Genomic DNA, 16,347 nt, shown 5'->3' with positions numbered 1-16,347 from the left:
TAAGTATTCGCTCACTAAAACACACCAAATAACTATGATTTGAGGCGTTGAGGCGTTGAGGCGTTGAGGCGTTGAGGCGTTGAGGCGTTGAGGCGTTGAGGCGTTGAGGCGTTGAGGCGTTGAGGCGTTGAGGCGTTGAGGCGTTGAGGCGTTGAGGCGTTGAGGCGTTGAGGCGTTGAGGCGTTGAGGCGTTGAGGCGTTGAGGCGTTGAGGCGTTGAGGCGTTGAGGCGTTGAGGCGTTGAGGCGTTGAGGCGTTGAGGCGTTGAGGCGTTGAGGCGTTGAGGCGTTGAGGCGTTGAGGCGTTGAGGCGTTGAGGCGTTGAGGCGTTGAGGCGTTGAGGCGTTGAGCAATATGCTGCTGCCGCCCATCCGTATCCGCAATAGCCCATGCACTTTTAATTTGAAGAAAGCAGTAGATATATAATCAAACTGTGAGCATCTTAACTTATTGGGCGTAGCAGATATGGCATGGTACAGATAATGCCACTAGGCCAGTGAGGAAAAGCAACAAGTAAGCAATTGATAACAGGGTACGCCTTGATGCGCCGGTTATTGCATACAACCAGCGCATCGCAATATAGCATTATTTCAATATTAAAATATTGAAACAACTCTACGATTACTTGTCCGCTTGTTCACTTTCCTGAACAGGCTGACGTTCATTGCAGGCAAAAGACAGGAAGATATAGTGGTCACCCTTGCGGAACATCTGTACACGGCGATGGGAAGGTTCTTCCTGCTTGACGAACGGTTTTTCGGTGAAGTTCCAACCATCCTGTTCAAGAGTGGAACGTACATTGCCAGCGGCCGTCTTGATCGACGTCAGCTGCAAGCATTCAAACACGTCACGTGTCGGGATATGCTGCTGCGGGTTCAGCTCTTCCATGTCCGGAATCAGACGGATTTCAAGGTCGTAGACAGGTTTGCGCGCCACATCGGACGGCTGGAAGTAATCGATGACGTGGTTGTAGGCCGTCAGGATCAGGCTGTTCTCGGAACGCAGCACGACGACATCGCAGTCAGTGTCCTGCAACAGAGAGCAGGTCAGCAGTTCACGCACGATGTCATGCTTGCCAGTATCCAACTCGGTCGTTTTCTTCAGCGATTCCGTTACAGCAGTCAGGAAGCTCTCGATCGAATTGAAATCACCGGGTACGTGATCGTTGATACGGTCAATATAAAAGAGTTTCATGGGGCGATGGTCCCTTGCCAGCAGAGTTGAAGAGAGCGAGCCCGCTGCGTGATCGTTGCCTTAGGCATGAAGGCCGCGCTCTCTGCTCGATGATCGACACTACAGGCATCGATCATAAAAAAGTGATTGCCCATTGAGGCTGAAACTGCACGCAATAGAGCCAAACACTGGTCATTCCTTTTGCCTGATCATCATAGCATTATTGTTGCCTGCACAAAGGAACAGAAACGCACACAGCGTTCCGTATTCTCACCCGTCGCTTATAAAAAGAAACAGGGCGGAAAGCTTACGCTCCCCGCCCTGTTTCAATTCACTGCTTGGCAGCCGATTATGCCGACTGCAGATCACGCATCAGCAGCCCATACTGCAAACGTTCAGGCGCGATGGCATCACCATGCAGCGGGATACGCACGATATGGCCGTCACCCGGCGCGACGTCCATGCGCTCACCCGTAGAGCGCTTCACCATGCCATCCAACACGAAGCGGCGATTGCCGCCCGGCAGCATCAGCTCCAGCGTATCGCCGACACCGAAACGGTTCTTGACGCGAATTTCCAGCGTATCGGCCGTACACCCTTCCGGAATCACTTCACCCACGAACTGCTGATGCACGCCAATAGAGTGGCCATTCTCGTAGTTCTGATAGGCATCATGGACGTGACGACGATAGAAGCCTTCGGTGTAGCCACGGTTGGCAAGGTTGTCGAGCTCGTCCATCAGACGCATGTCGAACGGACGACCGGCCACGGCATCGTCGATCGCACGACGGTAAACCTGAGCGGTACGCGCCACATAGTACGGCGACTTGGTACGGCCTTCGATTTTGAGCGAGTGAATACCCATTTCGGTCAGGCGCGGCACGTGTTGTACGGCACGCAGATCGCGCGAGTTCATAATGTAGGTACCGTGCTCGTCTTCTTCGACAGGCATCAACTCTCCGGGGCGCGTCGTATCTTCGATCAACGCTGACAGCGTGCCGGGCTGGCTCTGACCATCCGGCGACCAACGCCCGACGTTGGCTTGCCCACTGACCTGTGCCACCGGAATCAGATCACCGCTGTCATCGGTCGTGGCCTCAACCGTGTCGTACTTCCAACGGCAAGCATTGGTGCAGGTACCCTGGTTCGGATCACGGTGGTTGAAGTAACCGGACAGCAGGCAGCGACCGGAATAGGCGATGCACAGCGCGCCGTGAACAAAAGTTTCCAGCTCAATATCCGGGCATTCCTGACGAATACGCGCCACTTCGTCCAATGACAGCTCACGCGACAGAATGATGCGTTTGATGCCCTGCTGCTGCCAGAACCGCACAGCCGCATAGTTGACAACGTTGGACTGAACCGACAGGTGAACGGTCTGCTCTGGCCAGCGCTCACGAATCAGCATGATCAGCCCCGGATCGGACATGATCAGCGCGTCCGGCTTAGCCTCAATCACTGGCGCCATATCCCGCAGGTACGTATCTACCTTGGTGTTGTGTGCCGCGATATTAGACGCAACGTAGAACTGCTTGCCGCGCTCGTGAGCGTAATCGATCCCCTTATGCAGGTTGTCGATCTTGAAGTCGTTATTGCGTACGCGCAGCGAATACCGTGGCTGACCGGCATAGACCGCATCAGCGCCGTAAGCGAAGGCGTAACGCATGTTCTTGAAAGTACCTGCTGGAGAAAGCAGCTCCGGCGCGCGAAGTGTGGTCTTGGTCATGACAGGAAACTACCTGATACCCGAATGCAGCGGATGAATGCGGCAGGACGCCGCATCTACGAATGACAGATGATTGTACGCGATGCGCCCCAAGGATGCCACGACACAGCATTCGCGGGCTGGCATCCCCCTGAACGAGGGGTTAGAATGGCGCCCTTATGACGCAGGCCTACTTCACGTTTCATGGAAAGGCGCGTCATTCGCTGCTGAAGAAGGCCATTCACCGCCTTTTATCGGCATTTTTCGTAGTCAGAAGCCAAGCGCACGCTCGCCTTACTTCTGGCAGGCTCTCCGGACCGGATCCCGGATCACCGATTCATTCATCGGGAAAAATTCTCCGCCATGTCTGAACACACGCCTGTATCAGCGTCCAACGCTGTCCTTTCTTCTTCCATTCCAGCCTCACGGCGCGCCGTCGTCATCTATTCTGGCGGCATGGATTCGTTCACTGTGCTGCACAAGGCGATTGCTCAAGGCTTCGAAGTGCACGCCTTGTCGTTCAACTATGGCCAACGCCATTCTCGCGAGCTGGAATCGGCGCGCAAGGTCTGCGCGCAGCTGGGCCTTTCACACAAGGTCGTCGATATTCGTGCCATTCACGGTCTGATCGACAACTCCTCACTGACCAACAACGACCAGGCACTGCCAACGGGCGACTACGACGAGGGCAACATGACCTCGACGGTTGTGCCCAACCGCAACATGATCCTGCTGTCGCTGGCTATCGGCTACGCCGTCAACATCGACGCCGAACACTGTTTTTATGGCGCACACGGCGGCGATCACGCCATCTATCCCGACTGCCGTCCAGAATTTGTCGAGAAGATGCAGGACGTCGCCCGTATCGCTAACTACACCCCCGTTGAGGTACATGCCCCTTACCTGACCGCCAGCAAGGCTGACATTCTGGCCGATGGCATTGCGATGGGCCTCGACTACGCCGATACGTGGACCTGCTACCTAGGTGAAGAAGCGGCCTGCGGTGAATGCGGCAGCTGTCGTGAACGCTTAGCAGCCTTCGCAGCCCACGGCCTGACCGATCCCGTGCCCTACCGTCAGTCCAAGGGATAACACATGTACGCTATCAAAGAAGCCTTCTACTCTCTGCAGGGAGAAGGGGCACGGGCCGGTCGCGCCTCCGTATTCTGTCGCTTTACGGGCTGTAACCTGTGGAGCGGACGCCCACAGGATCGCGAAAAAAGTGCCTGCCGCTTTTGCGACACCGATTTCATCGGTACTGATGGACAGAACGGTGGCAAGTTCGTGACCGCCGATCAACTGGCAGACCATCTTGATGCACTGTGGCCCTATCTGGCAGCCAGTGGCAAACGCTACGTCGTCTTTACGGGCGGCGAACCACTGCTACAACTGGACAAGGCACTGATCGAGGCCATGCATGCGCGTGACTTCGAGATTGCCGTGGAAACGAACGGCACGCTGCCCGCCCCAGAAGGCATTGACTGGATCTGCGTCAGCCCCAAGGGCGCGACCACGCTGGTACAGACTTCCGGTCACGAGTTGAAGCTGGTTTATCCTCAAGCGGATGCCTTACCGGAACGCTTCGAAACGCTGGACTTCCAGCATTTCTACCTTCAGCCAATGGATCTGATACCGTTGGGCCAGCAAGGCACCACTCAAGCACGGGCACTCACCTATTGCCTGCAGCACCCACAGTGGCAGCTCTCACTTCAGATGCACAAGATCATAGGAATCGATTGAGATGAGTCTTTTCGTACACGGCCTTTCCGCACTCGATCTGTCTTGGTGGTGCGGTGAACGCGGCTTAGTCGGGGCCAGCTGGCACGTCGATCTGCTGCTGAACGGAGAACTGGGCGAAGACGGCATGCTGTTCGATTTCGGTGAAGTCAAACCGTGGGTCAAGCAGCACGTCGATGGCACCGTAGACCATACCCTACTGGTACCGACGAAGATGGCGGGCGTCAGCGTCACAGAATGCCGTGAAGGGCTGTGCGTTCGTTTCTCTTCACCTTGGCCAATGGAAATCCGCGCACCGCGCCAAGCATTTACTCTGCTACCGTGGCAAATTATCGACGCCGATCGCATTGGTCGCTATCTGTCGGAGCAGCTGATGAAGCGCCCTCCGGCGCGTGTCACCGACATTCAGCTCACGCTGCGCGAGGAACCGATTCCCGAAGGATTCTGCTATGGCTACAGCCACGGCCTCAAGCGTCATATTGGCAACTGCCAGCGCATCGCTCACGGTCACCGTTCCCGCCTGTATATCTGGCGCGACGGCGAGCTAGATGAAGCCCTGATCCAGCACTGGTGTGAACGACTGGCGGATATCTATCTGGCGGATCGCGAGGACTGTATCGGTGCCGAGGATGGCGATACGCTCTCGCTCGCGTATGATGCTCCCCAAGGCCACTTCCGCATGACGCTGCCACGCCAGCGTGCCGCTATTCTGCCCACGACGACGACCGTCGAACAAATAGCCCAGTGGATCGCTAATGAAACCGCACGAATGCAGCCTGGCCGCATTCGTGTGCAAGCTTTCGAAGGCATCGGCAAGGGCGCCATTGCCGAAGCACACCGTTAACTCCGAACCACACGGTTTATCACCCCCGAAGAGGACCGACCATGAATGCCCGTATTCCCACCGCCTCTTCGGATCAAGGGTGCCGCCCCGGCTGCGGAGCCTGCTGCATCGCCCCCTCCATCACATCGCCGATTCCCGGCATGCCGGAAGGCAAACCGGCCGGCGTACGCTGTGTGCAGCTTGATGACCGCAATCTATGTCGACTGTTTGGCCTTCCCGAGCGTCCAACGGTCTGTCGTGCCTTCGACTACGACCTCTCCCTGTGTGGTACGGATAATGGGGCAGCACTGGACAATATCACCCTGCTGGAAACAGCAACGCTATAGGCTTTGAAACTGCCCGTTTAGGGCATATTTCATCCCCAATACCCATATCATTGAAGAGGCTTCAAACCACAAAATTGCGGTAGAAATCGTCTATTTTAGAGAGGGCAAAAGCAATCACTCAGGTTATGAAACAGTCTCTTAAGGGGAGAGGCGCGCCCTTCTAATCGACGACCGTTATTCACAGCCATCGTCATACTGAGCATCCTCATTCGCCCCCAATGTACTGGACGACAGCGGATAAGGTGCCGCAGGCGATGCGGCACGAGAGACGGGGGAAGAAAGCGCATGGCGCTCTTCAACCTGCGGGCGATAGCCATTGCCGGACACCCCTGCCGATGAAGAACCCTGCCCATTGGCTGCATCTACGCTGACACAGCGCGCACTGCCAGCCGCATCGGTACAGGATGGTGCCACGGTTGCGGATACGTTGAACGCCAATACAAGCACACTGCCAATGATGCCCCACGCGAGTCGTTTCATACCGTTCTCCCTTCTTTCAAAGTAACGTTCTGCTTGTAGCGCTTTAGATAACGCTTTAGTCATATAATGAGCGCATGATACATGTGACGACCATTGTCACACGTTGTAGCGCCACATTTCGCGGAAATACATGCCTTTTATCCGCGATATGATGCCTTATCGTGGGATTTAGCCTGCACTCAGACAGGAGCGGGCCGCCTAGCCAGCGCGACATCAACGCGGTCATGGTCCCCTTCATAGCGGAGCATAGCCTTCCACGATAGCGGCAATACCCTTTAGGCAACGGCTTGAAAGATGAAAAGCATGAGCCGTATTTCTCAACATATCTCATCACGACGCATAAAATCAGGTCAAAGGAATATGCCGACACGGCTTTTTGCAGTGCCTGCCGCGATCACTGATGATAGCCCGAACGCTTTGCCTTCAACGTGTAGACTTACCGTTACCCAACTTGCTGACGTTCATAGCTCAACACATGAAGCCAACCGTCTAACTTGCGCCATTGGCACTCTGCAATGATCAGTATGTGATCAAGACCATCCTTGTTGGCCTGTTTCTTAACCAGCTTAGGCGCACCAGCTTGACGTAAACGACGACAAGTGCATCAGCAGCCTGGCCCAAGCTACCCCGTGAGCAATCCTCGATAAGGTCTGTCCAGCGATCGCATCAAGGCATTTGTATCCCATTTTGCAAATAATAAGCCATGCGCTACTCATCCTTTCACGGCGCACTCAGAGCGTGTTTCATAACCCCATACCCATGTCATTGAGGAGATTTCAAACCACAAAACTGCGGTAAAATCCGTTTATTTTAGAAAGGGCAACAGCCATTGCTCAGGTTATGAAACAGCCTCTCAGCCGGTTCACCGCACATAAAAAAAGAGGGAACGGACGAATCCGTTCCCTCTTTGACGTTATGACAGTAAGCCTAGGTCAGCATTGTTAACCGCTGCCTTGCTCGTTTGTCATTACGCTTTCGGCAGAGCGCCTTTGACACCGTTTGCACGGATGGCCTGACGTGCTTCAACCACTGCGGCACGGAAAGCATCGTTGATCTGAGCGCGGAACGGGTCGAATGCAGACAGTTCCAGACCTTTTGCCAGATCATCGCTTTTCGCCAGAGCACGCTGTTCAGCGGTCAGCGTCGGTTCGAACGTTTCGAAGGATTCACCTTTTTCGTTCTTGCCACACAGCACTTCCAGCCATGCTGCTGCACCGAAGGCCAGACGAGAAATGTCGTTGCCAGCTTTCAGGTTACGTTCGAACGTATCCGTCCAGAATACCTGGATCTTGGAGTTGGTATCGCCCGCGATACGCAGCAGCTGATCAGCCATTGCCGGGTTGGCAAAACGGTTGAGAACAGAGCGTTTGTATTCCTGAACATCCAGATCAGCCGGAGCATCCAGCGTCGGGATAACGTCGAGGTTCAGGAAGTTTTCCAGCAGTGCCGCCAGGTCACGGTCTTGCATGGCTTCGTGAACGAATTCATAGCCCAGCAGTACTGCAGGGCAAGCCAGCATAGTGTGAGAAGCGTTCAGCATGCGGACTTTGACCTGCTCGTAGCCAGTCACGTCGTCTGTCATGCGAGCGCCAACAGCGGCCAGATCCGGGCGACCTGCGCAGAACTTGTCTTCCAGAACCCAGTCAATGAAGGTTTCGGTCAGCAGCGGCAGTTCGTCCTGCAGACCACTACCTGCATTCAGTTTTTTGATCGCGTCAGCAGTAACGGCCGGCGTGATACGGTCAACCATAGCGTTCGGGAACGTGACGTTCGCTTCGATCCACTGAGCCAGTTCAGCATCAGCAGCACGTGCGAAACCAGTAAAGGCTTTCTTAGCAACCGTACCGTTGTGACGCAGGTTGTCGCAGGACAGGATGGTGAACGGACCTACGCCTGCATCACGACGACGACGCAGCGCTTCGATCACCAGACCGAACACGGTCTGCGGTTTCTGCGGGTTGGCCAGGTCGTGCTTGACACCAGCGTGTTCAAGATTGAACTCGCCTGTGTTCTCGTCGATGTTGTAGCCACCTTCAGTGATGGTCATGCTGATGATGCGGATAGCCGGATCAGCCAGCAGCTTGATGACGGCTTCCGGGTTTTCCGGTGCGTGCATGTAGTCGATAACGGAACCAATGACACGAACGGAAGAGCTGCCGTCGGAATCAACTTCAGTCAGAGAGTACAGACCGTTCTGACGTTTGTAGGCAGCCGCTTTTTCACGCATAGCGTCGTTGTCGATCAGTTCGACACCGACGATACCCCAGTCACGCTGATCTTCACGTGCCAAGCAGCGATCAATATAGAACGCTTCGTGAGCACGGAAGAAGTTACCCATACCGAAGTGAACGATACCCGGAGTTACAGTGCTGCGATCGTAGTCGGGCGTAGCAATGGAGCTCGGCAGAGTAGACAGGGTTTCATTGTTGAGCATTTGAGGCGCTCCTTGTGTCAGGGTTGCCATAGGGGAATGGTCAATGAATAACCAATGGAAATGGGTGCCCATCACAAAGGCAACATGTCTCATTTTTCATTGAAAAACCGCATCATAGGCGATGCTTTTCTCCGAAAACACGACTGTTACCGTTAGGCTTGCACGTATAGTTATCCTTTTTGACAGGGGCTTCTATGCCACCTTGGTTGGATAGACGAAACGTGTTTACTTTTGAATACAACTATTATCGTCCCCTAACGGAATTCTCTACAACACTCCGTTTTTATCCAATTGGCACTAAACACCGTTCACTTTTCGTAAAAAGACGCTATCTTGAGCCAATATGAGCGTTCTCCATATCGCTCATTTTTCTTTCGCTGAAGGAGCCTCATTATGCGCCCGTCACTGCATGCTACATTTTGCCACACCACCTCTCACCTGCTATTCGCAACATTGAGCTTGTTGACGATGGGTCAAGCCGTGGCAGACGAAGCTCAAACTTATCCTGACGCTTATATGAAAAGCCATCCGCAAACTCAGCAGGCCTTCCAGCACGCCACAAAACCCTTGCTGAATCAGCACAAATGGGTGGCCAACTATGGCACCGCCAGTCCAGTGGGCAAGTATGAACAGGACGGTCTTATCTATACTGTGATCACTGGCTGCAAACCCCATGACTGCAGCTCGGAGCAGTACATCGCTCTGGTCGACATCCACAGCAACGTACGCGGTGCCTTGATTCGTGAGCGACAGCGTGCCAGCGGCACGCTGACCACGACAACGTTCGACTGGTTCGGCGATGTCGACGACAGCGCACGCACGCTGATTCTCAAGGCGTACTCAGCAGCGCAGTAGTTGTCAGCCTTCGGGGCTTGCAACATCGATATATCAAACACCGTAAAGGGCGCAAGAATCGTTAATTGGGCGCCCTTCTCGTTTTCAGTCTGCGGATTTACTAAATCAGACAAAAATGAAAGGAATGCTAAAAATAGATTTTTTTGCGCCGATAAGTATGGCGTGTCAAAAGGCTCTTGTTTGACGCATGGCTTCCATGCGTCCCTTTTTACACGCCATGCGTTCATATAAGCGCAGTGTCACCCTGCAGACGTCCTTATCTTCTGTCAGGGCCGCATGTTCATGTAGCAAAAAGACATGATCGATAATGTACTCAAGGCACTGCGACTTTTGCCGATATGAAAAAAGCATCTCCTATTAAACGCGCCCGCTGGCGCGTTTTTCTTTTTAAAGGGCATTGTTTGTTACATCGTCACCTCCGTCATAAGAGGCTCTAACCGACAAGTACACATCATAATAATGACAATGTCCCATCAAATAAAAAGGCCGCTAAATGCGGCCTTTTTATTTAGTCATCAGCGAGATGTCATTTTGTCCTCGGGCAGCTTGTGCCCATACCGTACCTCTCGCGGCAAGCGCCGCACATTGATGAACAGCTGGATCGCATTGAGGGCTACCAATACCGAAGTGGCAACGAACACCCAGCGGAACCCCCACAGCGCAGAGACGGTCGACCCCATCATGGGACCCAGCATATTGCCCAAGTAGAGAAAGGACTGATTGTAGCCCAGCACACGGCCCGTCACCCGCTGGCTACTGAAAGTGACCAGCAGAGTCTGCACCGCTGGCAGTAACGCGCCATCGGCAAAACCAAGCAGAAAGCGCAGCCCTGCCAGCTGACATGGGGTCGCAACCAGTGACATCGCGATGAACAGTAGCGCCGCGACTGCCAACGCTGGCACTAGAATCCTTGCCATACCGACCTTGTCACCAAGGCGCCCCAACCGAGGAGCCGCGATCAAGGCGGCAATACCAGGCAGCGAGGCCACTATCCCGCTCATGAAGGCGACGTTCTCCTGCCCTCCGCCGATCAGATAGCGAATGAACAGCGTCAGCACTGGCCCAATGGAGCCGTTGGCCACCTGAATCATCAGGGTAGTAATGAACAGAGTCAGCATTAACATCGGGTACTGCCACGAGCGAAACACCTCGCGGTTGCTCATATGGTCCTTACGCTCGACCTGAACCACGCGCCCTTCCCGAATAAGAAAGAGCGTGACCAGAAAGCTTATAAACATCATGCCCGATGTCAGCATGAAGACCCACCGAAGACCAATGTGGTCAGCCAAGAAGCCACCCAGCAATGGTCCGGCAATAACGCCCGTTACCTGCGCCGTCGACAACGTTCCAAGCGCCCAACCGCTGCGCTCACGGGGGGCTTGAGAAGCGACCAGCGCCATGCCATTGGGAATAAAACCTGATGCCAGCCCCATCAACGCCCGCAGCGCTACCAGCTGGTAGACATTAGTCGCCATACCTTGCAAAGCAATCGCGATGGCCATGCCCAGTGCCGCGCGCAGCAACATGGGGCGTCGCCCCATTCTGTCTGCCAGACTACCCCACAGCGGCGCAACGATGGCGGCCACCAAAAAGGTACTGCTGAACACCAGGCCTGACCACAAGCTTAACGCCCCATGCTCATGGATGCCCAGCTGCTCCACATAGAGCGGGAGGAAAGGCATGATCTGACTCATGGCCAACCCTGTGAAAAAACACCCTAGCCACACTGACGCGAGATTTCTTTTCCAGTTGAGCTCCATGAATCACCTGTCACGACAAAAACCTGATACACCATGCCATCCGATAGCGCTGCCACCCACGGATAACGATGCCCGACTTGCGCCTACCTGCTGCGCGGCGAAAACACCACCCTTGCCGCCACTTAGCACGCTACTCAAATAGCATACGCCCATGATCGGTGGGCCTCTACCCGATCTGCATCACAGCACGGTTTTTCTTTACGGTACGACTCAAGCTCAAGCAAGATAGGCACCCAGCATCAAGAACAGCCATGCTTTCCCCGACATAAAAAGCACATGCTTTATATCGGCACACCTCTTAAGATAAGCATCGACACACGCCAAAATATGAAAACAGCAAGCCGACAAGAACAGATAAGTCTACGTGTCACAGAGAAGACCATAATATTGATAACGGTGATGGAAGCATCATCATTCACTAAATGACGATCCATTTATTATTATATAGAACATAAGGGAGTCGGAAGATATGTGCAGTATCAAGGCATCAGTAAAATTGCTGTAACTAATGATAATCTACAACAAAAATAAAAAACCAGCCATCATTAATCTGATGATACTGACGCTCGATACAAAATGCAGGCCCCCTATCATTCATACCATACGATTATAAAAAATCCATAAATTATTATTTATTAACAACCAAACTAAGAGGACGTTTTATACCCCAAATAATTTATTTCCCCATCTCTAGAATGAATGATTTCTACCGCGTTTTTGAGATTTTAAACACCTGAACGAAGCGAATGTTTGTTGAACCTATAAAACACTCTCTAAATACTATATATCATGACAATCCTGTTATGGTTTGAACATCAAAATAGATTATTAAAAAACATCCTATTGATGATAGAAATATGATGAATGATGACCGCTATGAATCACCATACTGAAATTATAGGCGGCCTCATAACCTGAATAATTGCTTTTACTCTTTCCAAAATAGGCGGTTTCTAGCGCAACTTTGTGGATTGAAGTGCCTTCGATGGTATAGGTGCTGGGGTGATGAAATACGCTCAGTGGCAACATCCATAGCCAGCACTTATACCCCTATCTGGCGAGAGAAACATACTTTTATATCAATGAGATACTAGCGCCAAAGCGAGCCATTGCAAGAGCCACTTTTCTTCTGTCTAGCTCTACCTAGTAGCATGGCGTACCAGCCCCCCCGACAGACAGACAGACAGACAGACAGACAGACAGACAGACAGACAGGAAACAGTAGCATTCTGTTAACCGACCTATCGTCAATACGTCATCAACATAGAAGAATATCTGGCGGCAATAAGAGCGTGTTTCATCACCCTCATACCCATTACTTCAAACCACAAAACTGCAGTAAAAGCCGTTTATTTTAAAAAGGGAAAAGCAACTACTCAGGTTATGAAACAGCCTCTAAGAACGCAGACGCTAGTAAGCGATCAGAACCGCATGCCATCGCCATCAAACATACCATCACCGATGAAAATGGACGTAGGGCTATTGCCAACAGCACCCAAGGAGAGGGGGAATGAAAGTGCGAAAGACCCATAAACACACAGGCCCGATGGCATTGCCACCGGGCCTGCATTGCCGCTAGGGGCAATGGATTATTTCAGGCGTTTGAACGCTTCGACCACGGCATCACCCATCTCGGAGGTCGTAACGCGACGAGCCCCCTCCTGCATGATGTCCGCCGTGCGCAGCCCCTGATCCAACACGTCGCCTACGGCGCGTTCGATGCGATCGGCCAGCTCTGGCGCTTCCAGCGAGTAACGCAGCATCATAGCCGCGGAGAGGATCGTTGCCAGCGGGTTAGCGATGTTCTGACCCGCGATATCTGGCGCACTGCCGTGGCTCGGTTCGAACATGCCCTGACCGCTGGCATTGAGGGAAGCGGACGGCAGCATACCGATAGAGCCCGTCAACATGGAAGCTTCATCGGACAGGATGTCACCGAACATGTTGCCGGTCACGATCACGTCGAACTGCTTCGGCGCACGCACCAGCTGCATAGACGCATTGTCGATGTACATGTGGGACAGTTCGACATCCGGGTAGTCCTTCGCGATGTCGTTCATGATTTCGCGCCACAGCATGGATGCTTCCAGCACGTTCGCTTTATCGACAGAGCACACTTTGCGATTGCGTTTACGGGCCAGATCGAACGCCGTACGACCGATACGACGAATTTCTTTTTCATCGCTGATGTACGTGTTGTAGCCATAGCGCGTGCCATCTTCTTTCTCGCCAAAACCACGCGGCTCACCGAAGTAGATGTCACCTGTCAGTTCGCGCACGATCATAATATCCAGACCGGACACTACTTCTGGGCGCAGCGTAGAGGCTTCCGCCAGCTGCGGGTACAGGATGGCCGGGCGCAGGTTGGCATACAGTTCCAGACCCTTGCGAATACCCAGCAGCCCTTTTTCAGGACGATGTTCGCGCGGCTCCAATGCTTCCCATTTCGGGCCGCCAACGGCGCCCAGCAGGATGGCATCGGCATCATGCGCGGCTTTCAGGGTTTCATCGGGAAGCGGTACGCCTGTGGCATCAATAGCATCCCCGCCGACCTTTCCGAACACCAGCTCCATGTCGAAGCCTTCTTCATAACAGGCATCCAGCACCTTGACGGCTTCTGCTGTGATTTCCGGCCCGATACCATCTCCCGGCAATACCAGAATGCGGTTTGTCATCTTTCTTCTCCAGAATGAATGATCGCTATCGGAGGCCTTTTGCATTCAACCTTCGCGATATGCGCCTGTATTTTCAGCGGCCATGATGCCCTATCACACCAGGGCCAGAAAGGGGCCGATCGCCTCGGCCCCTTGGAAGTCATCCCTTAGGCCAGCCAAGGGAACTGTTGATGATAGCGCGCTTCAAAGGTTCGAATAGCATCCGCCTGCTGGAGGGTAATGCCGATGTCGTCCAGCCCCTCTTCAAGACAGTGCTTGCGGAACGGGTCAATATCAAACGAGAACGTTTCACCGCTTGGCGTGGTGACCTTCTGTTCGGTCAGGTCGATATCCAGCGCATAGCCTTCGTTCGCATCAACTTCTCGGAACAGCTGATCGACGATCTCGGCATCAAGACGGATCAGCAACAGCCCGTTCTTGAACGAGTTATTGTAGAAGATATCCGCGAAGCTTGGCGCGATGACCGCACGGAAACCGAAGTCCTTCAGTGCCCACGGGGCGTGCTCGCGAGAGCTACCGCAGCCAAAGTTATCGCGCGCGATCAGCACCTGCGCCCCTTTGTAGCGCGGCTTGTTGAGGACGAACTCGGGGTTGAGCGGTCGTGTGCTGCAATCCTGACCCGGCTGCCCTTCATCAAGGTAGCGAAGCTCATCGAACAGGTTGGGGCCGAACCCCGTCCGCTTGATGGACTTGAGGAACTGCTTCGGAATGATGAGATCGGTGTCCACGTTGGCGCGATCAAGCGGTGCCACGAGGCCGGTCATGCGAGTGAATTTTTCCATGCCAATATTCTCCGAACGGACTGTGGTCAGAAATCAGGCGGTAGCCGCCAACGGTTCAGGGTCGAAATCACGGACATCGACAAAATGGCCCGCAATCGCTGCTGCCGCTGCCATGGCAGGGCTGACGAGGTGCGTACGACCGCCGTATCCCTGACGTCCTTCGAAGTTGCGGTTGGACGTAGAGGCACAGTGCTCACCGTTGCCCAGCTTGTCGGCGTTCATCGCCAGGCACATGGAGCAACCCGGTTCACGCCATTCAAACCCTGCCTCGATCAAAATACGATCAAGACCTTCCTTCTCAGCCTGTTTCTTGACCAGCCCAGACCCCGGCACCACCATCGCCAGCTTGACGGACGGTGCAACATGGCGACCTTTCGCAACGCGCGCGGCTTCACGGATGTCTTCGATACGACCGTTGGTGCACGAACCGATAAACACTTTGTCTACCGGGATATCAGAAATTTTCTGATTCGCTTCAAGGCCCATGTATTCAAGCGCACGTTCGATGCTGCGACGGCGCGTTTCGTCCGCTTCCTTGGCCGGATCAGGCACGGCAGCACTGACCGGCAAGACCATTTCAGGACTGGTGCCCCAGCTGACCTGCGGCTCGATATCCGCTGCGTTAATCTCGACGACGCGATCGAAGTGAGCATCCTTATCGGAGACCCAATGCTTCCAGCTCTCAACGGCCGCGTCCCACTGCTCCGGCTTCGGTGCAAACGGGCGGCCCTTGATATAGTCGATGGTGGTCTGGTCGACGGCGACAAGCCCTACACGCGCCCCCGCTTCGATCGCCATGTTGCACACCGTCATACGGCCTTCCATGCTAAGGCTGCGGATCGCGCTACCAGCAAACTCAATGGCATAGCCGGTACCGCCAGCCGTACCGATGCGGCCGATTACGGCCAACACGACATCCTTCGCCGTGACACCAGCACCCAGTTCGCCCTCGACACGCACCAGCATGTTCTTCATCTTCTGTTGGATGAGACACTGTGTGGCCAGCACATGCTCGACCTCGGACGTACCGATACCGTGTGACAGGGCCGCAAAAGCACCATGAGTAGACGTATGGGAATCGCCACAGACCACTGTCATACCCGGCAAGGTCGCGCCTTGCTCCGGCCCCATAACGTGCACAATGCCCTGACGTTCATCGTTGATCGAGAACAGCGTGACACCAAAGGCGCTGCAGTTATCGTCAAGCGTGGACACCTGAATACGGGCGATATCATCACGGATACCGTCAATGCCTTCCTTGCGTTCCTGCAGCGTCGTCGGCACGTTATGGTCCGCCGTGGCAACGTTGGCACTCAGACGCCACGGTTTGCGACCCGCCAGACGCAACCCTTCGAAAGCCTGCGGTGACGTGACTTCGTGCAGCAACTGACGGTCGATGTAGAGCAGTGAAGAACCATCTTCACGCTGCTGCACGAGGTGCGCTGCCCAGAGTTTGTCGTAAAGCGTCTGTCCTGCCATGTCATTCTCCCAGAATCACCTTTCTTTCCAAGCAACAAACACCTTCATGCTTGCCACAACCACCATTTTATTGCTGTGATTAAGCAAGGAAAGAAACAA

14 protein-coding genes are annotated in these 16,347 nt (G+C 54.0%); 5 read left to right on the top strand and 9 right to left on the bottom strand.

Annotated elements, in window-relative coordinates:
- Window positions 1-32: 32 nt before the first annotated feature.
- From ZBT109_RS13920 to trhP, 3 genes are all read right to left on the bottom strand, one after another.
- The gene (locus ZBT109_RS13920; protein WP_179949539.1) at window positions 33-389 is read right to left on the bottom strand and encodes a superantigen-like protein SSL4; all 357 of its coding nucleotides are present in this window, start codon (window positions 387-389) and stop codon (window positions 33-35) included.
- A 230-nt stretch (window positions 390-619) separates the two neighbouring features.
- Window positions 620-1,192: a hypothetical protein gene (locus ZBT109_RS05390; protein ID WP_027705395.1), complete on the bottom strand. Its 573-nt coding sequence runs from the start codon at window positions 1,190-1,192 to the stop codon at window positions 620-622.
- A gap of 328 nt (window positions 1,193-1,520) precedes the next feature.
- Complete coding sequence (gene trhP / locus ZBT109_RS05385; RefSeq protein ID WP_027705394.1) at window positions 1,521-2,897, bottom strand: prephenate-dependent tRNA uridine(34) hydroxylase TrhP; 1,377 nt, start codon at window positions 2,895-2,897, stop codon at window positions 1,521-1,523.
- Between the two features lie 342 nt (window positions 2,898-3,239).
- Here trhP and queC point away from each other — a divergent pair, with 342 nt between their 5' ends.
- From queC to ZBT109_RS05365, 4 genes are read left to right on the top strand one after another with little or no spacing between them, the layout of a single operon-like run.
- Window positions 3,240-3,968 (top strand): 7-cyano-7-deazaguanine synthase QueC, encoded by a 729-nt coding sequence (gene queC, locus ZBT109_RS05380; RefSeq protein ID WP_051523885.1) that lies wholly within the window; start codon window positions 3,240-3,242, stop codon window positions 3,966-3,968.
- Between the two features lie 3 nt (window positions 3,969-3,971).
- Window positions 3,972-4,616 carry a 7-carboxy-7-deazaguanine synthase gene (gene queE / locus ZBT109_RS05375; protein WP_027705392.1) on the top strand — a complete coding sequence of 215 codons (645 nt, stop codon included), beginning with the start codon at window positions 3,972-3,974 and terminating at the stop codon, window positions 4,614-4,616.
- Window position 4,617: 1 nt separating this feature from the next.
- Entirely contained in the window at window positions 4,618-5,457 is an 840-nt protein-coding gene (locus ZBT109_RS05370) for a 6-carboxytetrahydropterin synthase (RefSeq protein WP_027705391.1), read from the top strand.
- Window positions 5,458-5,498: 41 nt separating this feature from the next.
- Window positions 5,499-5,783, top strand: a complete 285-nt coding sequence (locus ZBT109_RS05365; RefSeq protein WP_051523883.1) for a YkgJ family cysteine cluster protein — start codon at window positions 5,499-5,501, stop codon at window positions 5,781-5,783.
- 174 nt (window positions 5,784-5,957) lie between these two features.
- Here the strand turns inward: ZBT109_RS05365 and ZBT109_RS05360 are convergent, their stop codons facing one another.
- Together ZBT109_RS05360 and ZBT109_RS05355 are read right to left on the bottom strand one after the other, a co-directional pair.
- The gene (locus tag ZBT109_RS05360) at window positions 5,958-6,263 is read right to left on the bottom strand and encodes a hypothetical protein (protein ID WP_027705389.1); all 306 of its coding nucleotides are present in this window, start codon (window positions 6,261-6,263) and stop codon (window positions 5,958-5,960) included.
- Between the two features lie 967 nt (window positions 6,264-7,230).
- On the bottom strand, window positions 7,231-8,697 hold the full coding sequence (locus tag ZBT109_RS05355; protein WP_027705388.1) for a mannitol dehydrogenase family protein: 1,467 nt from the start codon (window positions 8,695-8,697) through the stop codon (window positions 7,231-7,233).
- A gap of 393 nt (window positions 8,698-9,090) precedes the next feature.
- Between ZBT109_RS05355 and ZBT109_RS05350 the strand changes: the two genes are divergently transcribed.
- Window positions 9,091-9,552, top strand: coding sequence for an Ivy family c-type lysozyme inhibitor (locus ZBT109_RS05350; RefSeq protein ID WP_051523882.1), 462 nt, complete (start codon window positions 9,091-9,093; stop codon window positions 9,550-9,552).
- Window positions 9,553-10,067: 515 nt separating this feature from the next.
- On the opposite strand, the gene ZBT109_RS05340 is transcribed toward ZBT109_RS05350, so the two are convergent.
- The 4 genes from ZBT109_RS05340 to leuC form a co-directional block, all read right to left on the bottom strand.
- Window positions 10,068-11,312: a multidrug efflux MFS transporter gene (locus ZBT109_RS05340; RefSeq protein WP_051523881.1), complete on the bottom strand. Its 1,245-nt coding sequence runs from the start codon at window positions 11,310-11,312 to the stop codon at window positions 10,068-10,070.
- 1,589 nt (window positions 11,313-12,901) lie between these two features.
- A complete protein-coding gene (gene leuB, locus ZBT109_RS05335) occupies window positions 12,902-13,987 on the bottom strand; it encodes a 3-isopropylmalate dehydrogenase (protein WP_027705386.1) in 1,086 nt (361 codons plus the stop codon).
- A 146-nt stretch (window positions 13,988-14,133) separates the two neighbouring features.
- Window positions 14,134-14,769 (bottom strand): 3-isopropylmalate dehydratase small subunit, encoded by a 636-nt coding sequence (gene leuD / locus ZBT109_RS05330; RefSeq protein WP_027705385.1) that lies wholly within the window; start codon window positions 14,767-14,769, stop codon window positions 14,134-14,136.
- 33 nt (window positions 14,770-14,802) lie between these two features.
- Window positions 14,803-16,248 (bottom strand): 3-isopropylmalate dehydratase large subunit, encoded by a 1,446-nt coding sequence (gene leuC / locus ZBT109_RS05325; RefSeq protein ID WP_027705384.1) that lies wholly within the window; start codon window positions 16,246-16,248, stop codon window positions 14,803-14,805.
- Window positions 16,249-16,347: the final 99 nt, after the last annotated feature.

This window comes from Zymobacter palmae (assembly GCF_003610015.1).
GTDB lineage: Bacteria > Pseudomonadota > Gammaproteobacteria > Pseudomonadales > Halomonadaceae > Zymobacter > Zymobacter palmae.
Note: the sequence above shows the minus strand (reverse complement) of the source record. Positions and strands in the feature narration are given on the sequence as shown.